At 47.5% G+C, this 17435-nt stretch carries 9 protein-coding genes, 1 tRNA gene and 2 rRNA genes; 1 reads left to right on the forward strand and 11 read right to left on the reverse strand.

Annotated elements, in window-relative coordinates; translation table 11 throughout:
- Positions 1-40 precede the first annotated feature (40 nt).
- The 3 genes from MHH86_RS28590 to MHH86_RS28600 form a co-directional block, all read right to left on the reverse strand.
- Positions 41-2966 (reverse strand): 23S ribosomal RNA (locus MHH86_RS28590).
- Between the two features lie 142 nt (positions 2967-3108).
- Positions 3109-3184, reverse strand: a tRNA-Ala gene (locus MHH86_RS28595).
- A gap of 101 nt (positions 3185-3285) precedes the next feature.
- Positions 3286-4843 (reverse strand): 16S ribosomal RNA (locus MHH86_RS28600).
- Together the 16S and 23S rRNA genes with 1 tRNA gene alongside form the textbook arrangement of a ribosomal RNA operon.
- Before the next feature lie 405 nt (positions 4844-5248).
- On the opposite strand from MHH86_RS28600, the gene MHH86_RS28605 reads away from it, so the two are divergent.
- On the forward strand, positions 5249-6505 hold the full coding sequence (locus MHH86_RS28605) for an MFS transporter (RefSeq protein ID WP_036678676.1): 1257 nt from the start codon (positions 5249-5251) through the stop codon (positions 6503-6505).
- Between the two features lie 4 nt (positions 6506-6509).
- On the opposite strand, the gene MHH86_RS28610 is transcribed toward MHH86_RS28605, so the two are convergent.
- The 8 genes from MHH86_RS28610 to MHH86_RS28645 form a co-directional block, all read right to left on the reverse strand.
- A complete protein-coding gene (locus MHH86_RS28610; protein ID WP_038573471.1) occupies positions 6510-8369 on the reverse strand; it encodes a PBP1A family penicillin-binding protein in 1860 nt (619 codons plus the stop codon).
- Complete coding sequence (locus MHH86_RS28615) at positions 8366-8950, reverse strand: HAMP domain-containing protein (protein ID WP_036678672.1); 585 nt, start codon at positions 8948-8950, stop codon at positions 8366-8368. The genes MHH86_RS28610 and MHH86_RS28615 overlap by 4 nt, the downstream gene beginning before the upstream one ends.
- Positions 8951-9012: 62 nt before the next feature.
- Positions 9013-10125, reverse strand: a complete 1113-nt coding sequence (locus MHH86_RS28620; RefSeq protein WP_342479563.1) for a HAMP domain-containing sensor histidine kinase — start codon at positions 10123-10125, stop codon at positions 9013-9015.
- Positions 10126-10144: 19 nt separating this feature from the next.
- Positions 10145-10852 (reverse strand): response regulator transcription factor, encoded by a 708-nt coding sequence (locus MHH86_RS28625; protein ID WP_036678667.1) that lies wholly within the window; start codon positions 10850-10852, stop codon positions 10145-10147.
- A 180-nt stretch (positions 10853-11032) separates the two neighbouring features.
- Positions 11033-13045: an NAD-dependent DNA ligase LigA gene (gene ligA, locus MHH86_RS28630; RefSeq protein ID WP_076274816.1), complete on the reverse strand. Its 2013-nt coding sequence runs from the start codon at positions 13043-13045 to the stop codon at positions 11033-11035.
- Between the two features lie 77 nt (positions 13046-13122).
- Complete coding sequence (pcrA, locus tag MHH86_RS28635; protein WP_036678664.1) at positions 13123-15462, reverse strand: DNA helicase PcrA; 2340 nt, start codon at positions 15460-15462, stop codon at positions 13123-13125.
- Positions 15463-15523: 61 nt separating this feature from the next.
- Positions 15524-16243 carry a heptaprenylglyceryl phosphate synthase gene (locus MHH86_RS28640; protein WP_139330100.1) on the reverse strand — a complete coding sequence of 240 codons (720 nt, stop codon included), beginning with the start codon at positions 16241-16243 and terminating at the stop codon, positions 15524-15526.
- 226 nt (positions 16244-16469) lie between these two features.
- Positions 16470-17339 carry a phosphatidylinositol-specific phospholipase C/glycerophosphodiester phosphodiesterase family protein gene (locus MHH86_RS28645; protein WP_076317158.1) on the reverse strand — a complete coding sequence of 290 codons (870 nt, stop codon included), beginning with the start codon at positions 17337-17339 and terminating at the stop codon, positions 16470-16472.
- Positions 17340-17435 lie beyond the last annotated feature (96 nt).

The raw sequence follows: 17435 nt of genomic DNA on the forward strand, positions 1-17435 counted from the left end.
GCCTGAAAACTGAATCCGAAACGAATCTGCATTCTACGTATAGGATAAGCCCTCGACCGATTAGTATTGGTCAGCTCCATGCATTGCTGCACTTCCACCTCCAACCTATCTACCTCGTCGTCTTCAAGGGGTCTTACTAATTGGGAAATCTCATCTTGAGGGGGCTTCACGCTTAGATGCTTTCAGCGCTTATCCCGTCCGTACGTAGCTACCCAGCCATGCTCCTGGCGGAACAACTGGTGCACCAGCGGTACGTCCATCCCGGTCCTCTCGTACTAAGGACAGCTCCTCTCAAATTTCCTGCGCCCACGACAGATAGGGACCGAACTGTCTCACGACGTTCTGAACCCAGCTCGCGTACCGCTTTAATGGGCGAACAGCCCAACCCTTGGGACCTACTTCAGCCCCAGGATGCGATGAGCCGACATCGAGGTGCCAAACCTCCCCGTCGATGTGGACTCTTGGGGGAGATAAGCCTGTTATCCCCAGGGTAGCTTTTATCCGTTGAGCGATGGCCCTTCCATGCGGTACCACCGGATCACTAAGTCCGACTTTCGTCCCTGCTCGACTTGTAGGTCTCGCAGTCAAGCTCCCTTATGCCTTTGCACTCTGCGAATGATTTCCAACCATTCTGAGGGAACCTTGGAACGCCTCCGTTACTCTTTAGGAGGCGACCGCCCCAGTCAAACTGCCCGCCTGACACGGTCCCCGTACCCGGTAAGGGTACTAGGTTAGAACCTAGATACGATCAGGGTGGTATCCCAACGGCGCCTCCACCGAAGCTTGCGCTCCGATTTCTACGGCTCCCACCTATCCTGTACAGATCGTACCCAAATTCAATATCAAGCTGCAGTAAAGCTCCATGGGGTCTTTCCGTCTTGTCGCGGGTAACCTGCATCTTCACAGGTATTAAAATTTCACCGGATCTCTCGTTGAGACAGCGCCCAAGTCGTTACGCCATTCGTGCGGGTCAGAATTTACCTGACAAGGAATTTCGCTACCTTAGGACCGTTATAGTTACGGCCGCCGTTTACTGGGGCTTCGGTTCATAGCTTCGGGTTACCCCTAACCACTCCCCTTAACCTTCCAGCACCGGGCAGGCGTCAGCCCGTATACTTCGCCTTGCGGCTTCGCACAGACCTGTGTTTTTGCTAAACAGTCGCTTGGGCCTTTTCACTGCGGCCCCCTCGTGCTATTCACACTACCGGGGCACCCCTTCTCCCGAAGTTACGGGGTCATTTTGCCGAGTTCCTTAACGAGAGTTCTTCCGCGCGCCTTAGAATTCTCTTCTCGCCTACCTGTGTCGGTTTGCGGTACGGGCACCTTCTCCTGGCTAGAGGCTTTTCTTGGCAGTGTGAGATCATGACCTTCGCTACTATAATTTTCGCTCCCCATCACAGCCCAGCCTTAACGATGTGCGGATTTGCCTACACATCAGCCTCACTGCTTAGACGGACATCCATCAGTCCGCGTCACTACCCTCCTGCGTCACCCCATCGCTCATAGCGGATTACGGTGGTACAGTAATTTCAAACTGTTGTCCTTCGACTACGCCTTTCGGCCTCGCCTTAGGTCCCGACTTACCCTGAGCGGACGAGCCTTCCTCAGGAAACCTTGGGCTTTCGGCGGATCAGATTCTCACTGATCTTTTCGTTACTCATACCGGCATTCTCACTTGTGTAGTGTCCAGCGCTCTTTTCAGTACACCTTCAACCCCTACACAACGCTCCCCTACCCCAGATACATACGTATCTAGCCATAGCTTCGGTGGTGTGTTTAGCCCCGTTACATTTTCGGCGCAGAGTCACTCGACCAGTGAGCTATTACGCACTCTTTCAATGGTGGCTGCTTCTAAGCCAACATCCTGGTTGTCTGTGCAACTCCACATCCTTTCCCACTTAACACACACTTGGGGACCTTAGCTGATGGTCTGGGCTGTTTCCCTTTTGACAATGGATCTTAGCACTCACTGTCTGACTCCCGGCAATAAGTATATGGCATTCGGAGTTTGACTGAGCTTGGTAATCCTTGCGGACCCCGCACCCAATCAGTGCTCTACCTCCACTACTCTTATACCGAGGCTAGCCCTAAAGCTATTTCGGGGAGAACCAGCTATCTCCGAGTTCGATTGGAATTTCTCCGCTACCCCCACCTCATCCCCGCACTTTTCAACGTACGTGGGTTCGGGCCTCCAGTGCGTGTTACCGCACCTTCACCCTGGACAGGGGTAGATCACACGGTTTCGGGTCTACGTCCACATACTCAATCGCCCTATTCAGACTCGCTTTCGCTGCGGCTCCACCTTCTCGGCTTAACCTTGCATGTTAAACGTAACTCGCCGGTTCATTCTACAAAAGGCACGCCATCACCCATAGATCGGGCTCTGACTTTTTGTAAGCACACGGTTTCAGGTTCTATTTCACTCCCCTTCCGGGGTGCTTTTCACCTTTCCCTCACGGTACTGTTTCACTATCGGTCGCCAGGTAGTATTTAGCCTTAGCAGATGGTCCTGCTGGATTCATACGGGGTTTCACGTGCCCCGCACTACTCGGGATCCGTCTCGGAGAGAACACAGTTTAGGTTACAGGGCTTTTACCTCTATCGCGGGCCTTTCCAGACCTCTTCACCTACCATATTCCTTTGTAACTCCATGTGAGACGTCCCACAACCCCTAAGAGCAAGCTCTTAGGTTTAGGCTGTTCCGCGTTCGCTCGCCGCTACTGACGGAATCACTATTGTTTTCTCTTCCTCAGGGTACTTAGATGTTTCAGTTCCCCTGGTCTGCCTCTAAATTTCCTATGTATTCAGAAATGAGTAACTGCGAATTACCACAGCTGGGTTTCCCCATTCGGACACCCCCGGATCAAAGCTTGCTTACAGCTCCCCGAGGCAGTTTCGTTGTTCGCCACGTCCTTCGTCGGCTCCTGGCGCCTAGGCATCCTCCGTGTGCTCTTATTAGCTTAACCTTGATTCTTCCGAAGAAAAATCTCACTAATAACATTTACTTGTTTACACAAGTTGCTAAAAGATGTTCTAAAACGCAAATTCGTTTCGGTATCCAGTTTTCAAGGATCAAGTGTATAGACATAACAAATAGATGAAGTTTGTTGGTGGAGCCAAGCGGGATCGAACCGCTGACCTCCTGCTTGCAAGGCAGGCGCTCTCCCAGCTGAGCTATGGCCCCGCAAATTCCATCAAAACCGAACAAATGGATACACGTTAATTAGTTTTGGAAGCTTAGCTTCCGATTTGAATGTTCTCATTGCAGAGAACGATTCTCCATAGAAAGGAGGTGATCCAGCCGCACCTTCCGATACGGCTACCTTGTTACGACTTCACCCCAATCATCTACCCCACCTTCGGCGGCTGGCTCCCTTGCGGGTTACCCCACCGACTTCGGGTGTTGTAAACTCTCGTGGTGTGACGGGCGGTGTGTACAAGACCCGGGAACGTATTCACCGCGGCATGCTGATCCGCGATTACTAGCAATTCCGACTTCATGCAGGCGAGTTGCAGCCTGCAATCCGAACTGAGACCGGCTTTGATGGGATTGGCTCCACCTCGCGGCTTCGCTTCCCGTTGTACCGGCCATTGTAGTACGTGTGTAGCCCAGGTCATAAGGGGCATGATGATTTGACGTCATCCCCACCTTCCTCCGGTTTGTCACCGGCAGTCACTCTAGAGTGCCCAGCATTACCTGCTGGCAACTAAAGTTAAGGGTTGCGCTCGTTGCGGGACTTAACCCAACATCTCACGACACGAGCTGACGACAACCATGCACCACCTGTCTCCTCTGTCCCGAAGGCCGCTGCTATCTCTAGCAGATTCAGAGGGATGTCAAGACCTGGTAAGGTTCTTCGCGTTGCTTCGAATTAAACCACATACTCCACTGCTTGTGCGGGTCCCCGTCAATTCCTTTGAGTTTCAGTCTTGCGACCGTACTCCCCAGGCGGAGTGCTTACTGTGTTAACTTCGGCACCAAGGGTATCGAAACCCCTAACACCTAGCACTCATCGTTTACGGCGTGGACTACCAGGGTATCTAATCCTGTTTGCTCCCCACGCTTTCGCGCCTCAGCGTCAGTTACAGCCCAGAAAGTCGCCTTCGCCACTGGTGTTCCTCCACATATCTACGCATTTCACCGCTACACGTGGAATTCCACTTTCCTCTTCTGTACTCAAGCCACCCAGTTTCCAGTGCGACCTCAGGTTGAGCCCAAGGTTTAAACACCAGACTTAAATAGCCGCCTGCGCGCGCTTTACGCCCAATAATTCCGGACAACGCTTGCCCCCTACGTATTACCGCGGCTGCTGGCACGTAGTTAGCCGGGGCTTTCTTCTCAGGTACCGTCACTCCGGTAGCAGTTACTCTACCGGACGTTCTTCCCTGGCAACAGAGCTTTACGATCCGAAAACCTTCATCACTCACGCGGCGTTGCTCCGTCAGGCTTTCGCCCATTGCGGAAGATTCCCTACTGCTGCCTCCCGTAGGAGTCTGGGCCGTGTCTCAGTCCCAGTGTGGCCGTTCACCCTCTCAGGTCGGCTACGCATCGTCGCCTTGGTGGGCCCTTACCCCACCAACTAGCTAATGCGCCGCAGGCCCATCCCTCAGTGACAGATTGCTCCGTCTTTCATTCTTCTCTCAGGAGAAAAAAGAAATTATCCGGTATTAGCTACCGTTTCCGGTAGTTATCCCAGTCTGAAGGGCAGGTTGCCTACGTGTTACTCACCCGTCCGCCGCTAAGTTATTTTGAAAGCAAGCTTTCAAAATAACTCCGCTCGACTTGCATGTATTAGGCACGCCGCCAGCGTTCGTCCTGAGCCAGGATCAAACTCTCCAATTAGTATTGAAAAGAGCGATATGCTCATTTTGAAACTGACGATTCATTAAATGAATCTTTTTTAAAAATTAACGCGTTCCATTTGTTCAGTTTTCAAAGAACTTGCTCCTGGCATTTCGACATCCAATGTCTCTCGCACAGGAATTAGAGTATATCATGTTTGTTTCTATCTTGTCAACTTATTTTTTCATCGCTTGTGTTTCGTATGTGCGATGCGTCGTAAGCACAAGAGATAATATACCATGCTGTCATTGAGTTTGCAAGCTTTTTTTGAAATAAAAAAATCATTCGTATAAATAACTTCGATACAACACAAATTGATACCATTCATCCATTATTTGTGGCTAAATAGAATTTATCGTATTCGCCAATCTTACCTTCTAACTAACAGTACAGAGAGGAGTCAAAATGAAGACCAAACCTACAGACGCTGCGTCCACGGTAGACAGCAAGGACAAGGAGCAGCGTAATCTGCAGCAGGCAACGATTTATAAAATTTTGTTAGCTGTCAGTTTTGTTCATTTATTTAATGATTCTATACAGGCAGTCATTCCAGCAATCTTCCCTATTCTCAAAGATAATCTACTGCTCTCTTTCGCCCAGATTGGATGGATCTCATTCGCTTTAAATATGACGTCATCAGTAATCCAACCCGTCATTGGATATGCTGCAGACCGTAAACCCCGTCCTATATTATTACCACTGGGTATGTGCAGCACATTTTTAGGTGTACTTCTATTGGCTTATGCCAATAGCTATTTTCTGGTCTTATTCTCGGTTATCCTGATCGGATTCGGTTCAGCCACCTTCCACCCAGAGGGTATGCGTGTTGCTCATATGGCCGCAGGTCAGCGAAAGGGATTGTCGCAATCTATTTTTCAAGTGGGCGGCAATGCTGGACAGTCCCTTGGTCCAATGCTTACGAAATGGGTATTCATCCCCTTTGGCCAGATTGGTGCCCTAGGCTTCACGATCGTCGCGGCTGCCGGAATCGCTGTTCAGACCTATGTAGCTCGCTGGTATAGAGAAATGCTAGATGCCGGTTATACCTTTCATAAAAAATCAACAGCACGAGCAATCGACCCCGCCCGCCGAAAAAGCATACGAACAGCAACGATTATTCTTGTATTCCTAGTCTTTGTTAGGTCTTGGTATGGCGCTTCTATCGGTAGCTACTACGCCTTCTATCTAATGGACAAATATCAAATGACACTGGATAAAGCCCAAATCTATATTTTTATGTATTTGGCTGCTGGCGCAGTGGGTACATTTTTTGGGGGTCCGCTGGCTGACCGTTTTGGACGGCGTAATCTCATCTTACTGTCAATGGTCGGAACCGTCCCCTTTGCGCTTGCTCTACCCTTTGTAGGTCCATTATGGGCGGCTGTATTGCTGCTGATTGGCGGTTTCATACTTCTGTCCAGCTTCTCGGTTACCGTCATTTATGCTCAAATGCTATATCCGGGCAACATTGGCACAGTTTCAGGTCTGATCACGGGACTTGCTTTTGGACTCGGCGGGATCGGCTCATTAGTCCTCGGCAACCTCATTGATAGTATCGGGATTGCTAAAGTGTTCATCGCTTGTGGCTTCCTCCCGCTGCTTGGGTTTCTTGCCTTGCTGCTTCCTAGAGATGAGAAATTAGAAGAATGGGCGGCGCAATAACTTCTCAATGATCACTTAAGGCTTTACTCATTACTGTAGAAAATAGAGCGGCAGCCTTCCCGCTGCCTTCAGTCATATAATTATCCTGATTCGTACGATCAAAACCCATCCATACCGCAGCTGTCCACTCCGAAGTATAGCCTACAAACCAAAGATCCCGATTGGCTTTCTTGCTCACGCCAGCCAAGTCCAATTGGGTCGTACCGGTCTTTCCCGCTACTGGTCTGTTCATCTGCGCTTTTTTCCCTGTTCCTTCATTAACAACATTGCGTAACATAGCCGTCATCGCTTCTGCGGTACGCGGCGAGATTACCTGACGTGATTCAGAGGGATGAGTATACAAGACCTTCCCTTTTGAATCCGTTATGGAGCGCACCATATGAGCCGCATTAAATTTGCCTCCACTAGCAAAGACACTGTAGGCCTGGGCCATTTTTAGTGGAGAAACCCCATTATGAAGCCCCCCCAAAGCTATAGATAAATGATTGTCCTCCTCCGTCAGTACAATTCCTAATTTGGCGGCAAATTGCCGCGCAGAAGAGATTCCAACCTGCTTCAATAGCCAAACAGCTGGTGCATTGATGGACTTTTTCAAAGCTGTATTCATTGTAACCTGACCTTGGTATATACCGTTCAAGTTCTCAGGCTTATAGCTGCCATAAGCAACTTTACGGTCGGACAGCATACTATTCGAGTTGAATTTCCCGCTCTCGAGTGCAGGTCCATAATCAATGATCGGCTTAAAACTGGAACCAGGCTGACGTGCATCAATAATAGCTCTGTTCAAATTGCCCTCGTTTTGATCTCGCCCACCAATCAACGCCACTACTTCTCCTGTACGATGATCCATTATGGCCATAGCTGCTTCTACCTGCTGATCTTTTCCGTCAGGTGGAAATGAAGCCTCTTTGAGAACGGTCCGCTCAAGTGCCTGCTGTGCTTTGATGTTCAAACCTGTAACTATAGTGTAGCCGCCTGTACGAAGCTCCTCTACGGATTTTCCTGTGATCTGAGCCGCTTCCTTAAGGGCGGCATCCACATAATACACTCCGGCAACCCCATTTTCGACCGCAGCTGGAGGCTGATATTGTTTATTCAGAGCTTCCTGCATTTGCTCATACGTGATTAGTCGCTGATTGAACATCATCTTTAGCACTAGATTTCTTCTCGTTTTGGATAATGCACTATTGTCTACTGGGTTATAAATAGAGGGGCCTTTAGGGATTCCCGCCAGAGTGGCTATTTGCCAGATCTCCAATTTTTTCAGATCAGACACGCCGAAGTAACGCTTCGCTGCTGCTTTTACTCCATATTGTCCCCGCCCCATATAAATCTGATTGAGGTACAGCTGCAAAATCTCACGTTTCGTCAGTCGCTGCTCCAAGGCAAAAGCAATAGAGGTTTCATTTAACTTGCGCAGCATGTTCTTATCTCTGTTCAAATAAAGATTGCGAGCAAGCTGTTGAGTAATACTACTGCCACCTTCTGATAAACTCATGTCCAAGATATTTTTTAAGAAAGCGCGTGATATCCCTTTATAATCGACCCCTTGATGGCTATAAAAACGGCGGTCTTCTACTGTTAAAAAAGTATCTATTAATAAAGCCGGCATCTCCTCAAGCGCTGCTGTAAGCCTATAACCCGAGCTCGGTAGCGGAGTCATTCGTATAACTGTTCCATCTGAAGCTGTGATGATGCTTGATTCTGGCAATTGCAGCCTATCCTCATGCCGGTTAAGTACGATCCCCCCATACTGGTATACATAAAAAAAAATCAAAAGCGCCAATACCGTACTAATAACACTCACATCAAATAATAGGTACCCTACTCGCAATATCCGGGCGCGTGCATTCCATCTGCTCATGATTCGATAATCAGGTTCTCCAGGAACCGCTCCATACTGCGCACTTCATCATTCGCTGCTGCAAGAAGTGTATGTACTTCCGCCTCATCCTCTTCAACCTCACGGAGGGTGCGAAGTATCGCCCTAGTCCTTATTAATAAAGCTACTGCTGGTGTGTCCTCTATCCGCTTTGAGCTTGCATCCCTATCTGGAACTTCTATTCTTTGCATTCGATTGAGGTTAGCAGCAATTTCACCTATTTCTCCTCCAGAAAGAACCTTGATGTTCTGAGCGACTCCTTTGTCTGCCAGCTCCGAGGTTCCCACCACTAGCGAGCGCAAATCATCAGCTATTTTCTGTGAACGAAGAACATACAGCCCACCGAAGACTAGAATAAATAGAAGGATGGCACTAGGGGTTTGACCCAAATGATTAATAACCCAATGAATAAGCCGGACAAAAAAGGCTTCTGATTGGCCCGAATAATGAGAATACAGCAAAGCGACAGCCCGCTGGACAACAAAAAGAAAGGCAGCACTCAAAAGAGCGCAACCCATAAAAATATATAAATAGCTGATACGAACCGTCCGAAGTTTTGGCATGGTAGTTCCCTCCTTGTGCCACAAGGATAACTTCCAAATCTTAAGAACCCGCCAGAGTTTTCTTAAGATTCTATGAAGAATGGGAAACGGGTAATAAAATCCGTGCGAAGAGATGTACTTTCTACATAAATAACGCCATTGTGGCGTTCGATGATACTTTTGGCAATCGCAAGTCCAAGCCCTGAGCCACCTGTATGCTGTGAACGCGACTTTTCTGCCCGATAGAATCGTTCAAAAATAAAAGGGATATCACTTTCCGCAATCCTCTCTCCAAAGTTGCTAATACGGACCACAGCATCCCTTTCCTTTTTACTGAAACCTATCTCCAATTTTCCGCCGCTTCTGCCGTAACGGATCGCGTTAGTAATCAGATTTTCATAAGCACGTACTAATTCTTTAGGCGAAGCCTCTATCCATAACTCATCAGCAACGTCCTCGATCTCATAGACCATATCCGCCTTTGTTAGTTCAGGAACCGACTCCTCCGCCAGCTGCCGTATGAAAGCCTTCAAATCCAATCTCTGCATAACCAAAGGGTACTCTCCACTATTTACACGTGTGTATTCAAAAAGATCATCGATCAGTTTACGCAGCACCAGGGATTTGTTGTAGGCTATATCCACGTAATACCGTATTTCCGCTTCTTCCTTACATCGATCTTGTTCGATGTATTCCAGAAAACCCAAGACAGAGGTAAGCGGGGTGCGTAAATCATGGGAAACACCTGTGATCAAGTCATTTTTTGCATTTACAGCTTTACGTTCCTCCTCTATGGAGTGCTGCAAACGCTCAGCCATTTCATTAATATTCTCAGCCAGCACACCCAGCTCATCCGTGGTTCTGACTTCAATTCTATGGGACATCCCGGAGCTTGTAATTTCTCGAATCCCTTTCGTGATCTCTTCCAGATACAGCACAACTTTACGAGTGTAGATAAAAAAGAATAATAAAAAGCTGATAATACCCGCTGCTGTCATTAGTGGCATAGAACCAATATGATTAATAATCCAGCGCAGTATGCGTGAATAGGGCGCCGACTCTGAAGCCGGATTTAGATAGATCATAAAGTTGACGAGTTGGTACCCTGCCATAAGCAGCAAAGCGCCTGAAAGCACACTCAGCAAAAAAGCGAACATAAACTTCCAGCGAATCGTCGTTATATATTTAGAATTCAAGAAGCCTCACCTAATCCTTTCAGGAAGGTCCGTCCAATTTATAGCCAACTCCCCAGACGGTTTGTATGTAACGTGGGCGTTTCGAATCGATTTCGATTTTGTCTCGGAGATTACGAATATGTACCATCACTGTGTTACCGCCATCTAGAAAAGGTTCATTCCATACCTTATTGTAAATTTGCTCCAAGCTAAGCACTTGACCTTGGTGTCTCGCCAAAAGCTCTAGAATAGAGAATTCCCGCGGAGTCAGTTTAATCTTCTGCTGGTCTACATACACCTCATGCTTAGACGTATCTATAGTCAGATCCTCAAAGCTTAGTTTGCTGTCGTTTCCCAACGTATTACTATCCTTATTAAATCCGTGATAACGGCGCAGCTGTGATTTTACTCGTGCCACAATCTCCAAGGGATTAAACGGCTTGCCCACGTAGTCATCTGCCCCGAGGCTCAGGCCGGAGATTTTGTCCATATCTGTATTTTTGGCTGATAGTATGATAATTGGCATTTTCCGCTCTTCACGGATTTTCATACATGCAGCTAACCCGTCCATTTTAGGCATCATGACATCAAGAATAATTAGATCAACTTCCTCTTTCTGCAGACATTCCAGCGCTTCCATTCCATCATAAGCCTTTAGCAGTCTATAGCCTTCATTACAGAGATAAATCGTTAACAGTTCTACAATTTCCTTCTCATCATCTACTAACAATATCGTTTCTCTCTTCACAGGAAGGGTTTCCTTTCAAATATAGTAATAAATATCTATAGCCTATATATTAGCAGATCATCCGAATTTTTTTCTAAAAAAGAAACGTTTAGTTGTATCCACGCAAAAAAGGCCCCTGCTCCTCTCGCACTTAAACGAAATGGAACCCGGAACCTTTTGGAATCGAATATAGTTTGTTACTTACATATCCAACAAGCGAATTAGCTCATCTTCATCCTCAATGACCTGAATGCCTAACTGCTGAGCTTTAGCCAGCTTACTGCCAGCTTTTTCACCAGCGATAACTAAATCCGTCTTCTTGGACACACTTCCAGACACCTTTGCTCCAAGTGCTTCCAGACGTTCAGCTGCTTCATCTCGGGTAAGCTTTTGCAAGGAACCGGTCAATACGACCGTTTTGCCACTAAAGAAGGAATCGGTATTAACAGGACGTGGTGCCTCAGGAGCCTTCGCTTCCACACCCAACGCCCGCAAGCGGGAAACATTAGCTACTACAACTGGATCTGCGAAGAAGCTGACAATGCTCTCGGCGACAATCCCACCAATGTCTGGTAACTCAGCGAGCTCCTCGGCTTTGGCCTGCATCACAGCATCCAGATCGCGGAAATGATCAGCCAACATCTTCGTCGTTGCTTTACCTGTGTTAGGGATCCCTAACGCAAAGAGAAATGAAGCAAGATCTCTACCTTTGCTATCTTCTAAAGCTTGCAGCAAATTCTGTGCTTTTTTCTCACCAAAACGGTTCAGCTGTACAAGCTGCTCAAAGTTCAGTTCATACAGATCCGCAGAGTCATGTACATTAAGCTCATCATAGAGCTGACCCGCCGTCTTCTCACTGAACGTCTCGATATCCATCGCATCACGCGAAGCAAAGTGGGTGATCCGACTGATAATCTGCGGCCTACAATTCAGTTTATTGTTACAGAAAAGATGTGCTCCGCGCATTTCTAACGGATATCCACAAGCTGGACAGTCCTCAGGGAAAATAATCTCTCCACCGTCATTCTCCTCTGTTACCTTGCCGAGAATTTCTGGGATAACATCATTGGAACGGCGAATAAAGACCCGCGAACCTAAGGCGAATTTCAAGTTTTTGCGCTCAATATCACCCACATTATTCAGGGTGCAGTTCTGAACGGTAACTCCGGCAAGCTCTACAGCCTCAACCCGAGCCAGCGGAGTCACTTTACCTGTACGACCTACATTCCAGCTAACAGACTCCAGCACGGTCGTCGTTTCTTCGGCTTCAAATTTATAAGCAACTGCCCAACGCGGGAACTTGTCAGTGTAGCCAAGCACCTCACGGATCCGGAAATCCGTGACCTTAATTACAGCCCCATCAATGAGGTAATCAAGACTCGAACGACTCTCCTCGATTCCAGCGAGCTGCTCAGTTACATCATCAAAATCATTGCAGTAGGTCAGGTATGGGTTCACTTTAAATTTGTTATTCCGCAGAAAATCCATCATTTCCTGATGGTCAGCGAACTCCGCGCCTTCTGCAAAGCCTACATTATAGAAAAAAGCGTTCAAACGGCGGTCCGCAGTAGTCTTCGGATTAAGATTACGCAGTGCACCTGCTGCTGCATTACGCGCATTCTTCAGCGGCTCTGCAGCCCTTGTATTATAATCAGCCAGCACAGACAGATTCATAATCCCTTCACCCTGAACCTCAATGACCCCATCCTTGAAGGGAATCGTCAATGGAACGGATTTGATGGTCTTCACCTGTGCAAGTATTCCTTCGCCAACTACACCATTGCCACGCGTCGATGCCTGTTCGAGAACACCATTACGATAGGTTAAATTCAGCGTCAAGCCATCGAACTTCAGTTCTACTGCATAACAAGGATCAGGAAGAGGGGTATCTGGATTCTTAAGATTGTATTCATTCACTAACCGGAGCACCCGGGTATTCCAGCTGCGCAGCTGTTCAATATTCTGTGCTTTATCCAGACTCCAAAGCGGTGCGAGATGCCGATGCGGCGTGAAGCCCTTAAGCAGCTCTCCACCTACACGTTGTGTAGGCGAATCCGGTAGTACGAAGCCACTCTCAGCCTCCAGTGCTACAAGCTTGTCGTATAAAACATCGTATTCCTTATCGCTGACTAGCGGTGCATCCAGCGTGTAGTAGTGGTAATTATAGTTATTTAATTCCGCAACAAGCTCTTCCATCACATGCATAGCATCCATGCAGGTACATCCCTCCGTCAATAAGTTTCCTAAAGTTAGCGTGGTCTAAATATCCGTTCGTTAATCGTTGTCTGCTATTATTCCACTTTGGTAATCGGCGCAAACCCCGCAAGCAGGCGTTTCACACCCACGGGTGCCGGAAAAGCAATCTGTAGCTCCGTGTCATTCCCGCTGCCTTTAACAGATACAACGGTGCCCGTGCCCCATTTGCCGTGGGAGACCTTGTCACCCGCTTTGTAATCGCCAGCTGCTGCAGCCCCTGCTCCGGTAGCACGCTGTGCGCCTCCGGAGGTCACGGTCACGCTGCTCTTGCTTGCCGCCGCTGACGCCGTGCTTCCGCCGCCTGCCGGCGTAGCTCCGGCGGCTCCGCCCCGGCCGCCAAAGTTCCCACGGCCACCACTGCCGAAGCCGCGTCCGCCGTAAGCACCGCCTACCTCCGCGCCTCCGCGCTGGAAGCGGTCTTGAGTCTTAACGGTATCTTCCTTCAGTTCCTCCGGAATCTCCTCTAAGAAGCGGGACGGTTGGTTCGCCGTCGTCCGGCCAAAGAGCGTACGCATCCGCGCACAAGAGAGAAACAGTTGTTTCTCCGCGCGGGTGATCCCCACATACGCAAGCCGGCGTTCCTCTTCCAGCTCGTCGTTGTCCTGGAAGGCACGGCTGTGTGGGAACACGCCTTCTTCCATTCCGACGATAAATACCGTCGGAAACTCCAGACCTTTGGCGCTGTGCATCGTCATTAACACAACCGCATCACTACGATCCTCTTCATCATCGTTCACACTATCGATATCTGCGATAAGTGCAAGATCCGTGAGGAAGGAGACCAGCGACTTGTCTTCGTTGTTCTTTTCAAACTCCATCGTCACCGATAAGAACTCATCGATATTCTCTAGCCGCGAGCGTGATTCGAGTGTGTTTTCATTTTGCAGCTCCAAACGGTACTGCGACATTTCCAGTATTTTTTCCGTCAATTCGGTTACAGACAAGAACTCCACCATACGGTGTAGAGCTTCAATCATATCGTAGAACTCTACTAGCATATTCCGCGTCCGTCCGGCAAAGCCCAAATCATCGACCGTTTGCAGCACTCGGAAAATAGAAACACCACGTTCACCAGCAGCAGCTGCCAGCTTGCCAACCGTTGTATCTCCTAATCCACGCTTAGGAACATTAATAATACGCGTCAGGCTGATATCATCATCAGGGTTAGACAATAAACGTAGATACGCCAGCAGATCCTTGATTTCTTTACGATCATAGAACTTGATCCCGCCAACGATTTGATATGGAATATCTGATTTGATCAAAATTTCTTCTATTACCCGTGACTGAGCATTCGTCCGATACAGAATCGCGTGATTCTGGTAAGCTTGACCTTGCTTCACATTTTTGCTGATTTCTCCGGTTACAAAATACCCTTCGTCATGCTCGGAATCCGCCCGGTACACCTTAATCTTGGCGCCTTCCTCGGAATCGGTCCACAGCTTTTTCGGTTTACGGCCACTATTAAGCGCGATTACCCCATTGGCTGCATTCAGGATATTAGCGGTTGAACGGTAATTCTGTTCTAGCAGAATCGTCTTCGCTTCCGGATAATCCTCTTCAAAATTAAGAATATTCGTAATATCCGCACCACGCCAGCGATAGATCGACTGGTCACTATCCCCTACCACACAAATGCGGTGGTGGCTGTCTGCCAGCATGCGGCACAACATGTATTGTGCTCTGTTCGTATCCTGATACTCATCCACATGGATGTATTTGAACTTCTTTTGGTAAAAATCCAAAACCTCGGGAACTTCCTTAAATAATTCGATAGTCTTCATAATCAAATCATCAAAATCAAGCGAGTTATTGCTTCTCAAACGCCGTTGGTACATTTTATAAACCTTGGCAACTAAACCTTCGAAATAATCACCGACTTTTTGCTCATACTGCGCCGGAGTAATCAGTTCATTCTTAGATGCGCTAATTATGGCTTGTACAGCTTTCGGTTCGAATTTTTTCGTATCAATATTCAGTTCCTTCATGCAATTACGAATGACTGATAACTGGTCTGTAGAGTCCAGAATCGAGAAGTTGGAAGTAAATCCAATGCGCTCAATATCCTTCCGCAAGATCCGAACACACATGGAGTGAAAGGTGGATACCCAAATATCTCTTCCCTCAGGTCCAACGAGCTTAGATACACGTTCCTGCATTTCCCTCGCAGCTTTATTCGTAAATGTAATCGCCAAAATCGCCCAAGGCGGCGCCTTTCGATTAGCAATCAGCCAGGCAATTCTGTGAGTCAGCACTCTCGTCTTCCCACTGCCCGCACCAGCCATAATCAAAAGGGGGCCTTCAGTAGTTTCGACAGCCTGCCTTTGTGGAGGATTCAATCGGCTGACCGCGTCTTGTATGTTAATAAGTTGCATGTGTAACATGCTCCTTTCTAAAAATGAAATTACAAATCATAAGTAGTCTATAAGCTAACCGCTAGTCGAACTGCTCTTGCACCGTCTTTTTAACAGCAAATACCGTACGAATTGCCTGCTCTACATCCCGATAAATAATATTGCCGACAACTACTGTATCACATAGAGCTGCTGCCTGCTCGGCCTCTGCCTCACAAGTAATGCCGCCTCCATAAAATAGTTGGGCTTGCTCCACCATCTCACGCACTATACGTACTGTCTCCATATCCCCAAATCTACCGCTATATTCAAGATAGACTATTGGCAGGGACATCAGCTTGTCCGCAACCTGGGCATACGCAGCCGCCTCTTCAGCATTAATGGTTGTCTCGGCCCCTGTAATCCGCGCAACTGAAGAATCACTGTTCAAAACGACGTAACCTTCCGTTAGCAGCTGATCCCATGGGATCATAAATCCATAACGCTCTATAGCTCGACGATGATGGCCTACAATCCAAGCTGGATCAGGTGTATTTAGCACCATAGGAATCATATAAAGATCAAATCCGGGTACAGCAGCTTCAAGTTCGGATACCTCGAGTGCACAGGGCAGCTCAAAACGTCTTACTCTTGATAAGAGATCTACTGTATTCTCATAGGTTACTCCTGTAGAGCCTCCTATCAATATGGCATCCGTGCCGGACAAGCAAACGGCCTCCAAATCCTCATCTGAAATCATACGATCTGGGTCCAACTTAAACACATGCCGCCAAGGTTTGATCATTTGCTGTACTGATTTCATGGGAATCATCCTTAATTGTCATTTGGGCAAGACAAAACACTCCTGCCGCCGCAAAAGATATAGATCTAGTCTATGCCAGCACAGGAGGTGTGTCAATTTAAAGCGAACAAAAATACGAACATTTTTTCGTATGTAAATTTGAGGTCCCCGCAAAGTACCTGAATACACATCTGAGGAAAGCAGCACTTTGCAGGGATATATTAGTTGTAATGAGTGGAGATAAATTTCAGCGTATACCTCTGAGGTTATTCAAATCATTTTCAGGCACAAAATCACTATAAAATCCGTCTACACCCATACGAGATAACGCTCTAATCTCATCCTCTTCATCCACTGTATGAACGTATACACGAGCTCCGATATTTTTTAACTGTTTGACAAAACTCTTGGTGGCCCGGCTAACTGGCATCGTAATATCCACACCTGTTTTTTTAACAAACTCAATAACTTGTTCATCCGTATCCTTAGATTGGTACAGGGTGTAAAGCACTTCTGGAAAAGAATACACTTTATTGATCTCATCAAGCATCGGCTGATTGTAGATCTGTGGAACTATCCGCTCCAACAACGCTGGATCCCGACGCTGCGCCGCTTCGGTCAGCAATGTAAATTGCTTCTCTATAAGTTCCGGTTGGATTTCTTTGGTATCCGTAACGATATAAGCATCTGGATAATTCTGCATTAGATCAAGCACCTTCTCAATATCAAGCGGAGAGTATATATTCAGGATGGGGCTGTCCATAAATTCCTCGTAATCTAGTGCCACACCCTGTTTATTAGCAGGGAGAACCTCCAACTGACCTAAAAGCTTGCTCATATTGACTGTCCATTCATGCCGCGCAACCAACTGATCATCCTTCGATAACAAAAAATCAACTTCAAATACGCGAGTTCCCCGTTCATAGTTAGCGACAAAGGCCTCCCAAGCATTGGTATACGTATAGCCGTTAATTCCCCCCATGGCATGTGCAACGATTCTGTGCGTTTCAAAACCGCTCGCGGGTTGTTGCTCTTCCTCTTTGTTCAACGTTATTACAAGAATTATTATTAGTGCGACAATCATTACTACGGTTGCAATAATCTTTTTCTTATTCATAGTTGTGAGTTTCCTTTGCAAAGTTTAGATTAGAAAATTAATACCCCGCTCTGCCTGTGGCAAAACGGGGTATTATTAAAATTTCACAAATCTAAA

Source organism: Paenibacillus sp. FSL F4-0097 (genome assembly GCF_038593125.1).
GTDB classification, from domain to species: Bacteria; Bacillota; Bacilli; order Paenibacillales; family Paenibacillaceae; genus Paenibacillus_AQ; species Paenibacillus_AQ odorifer.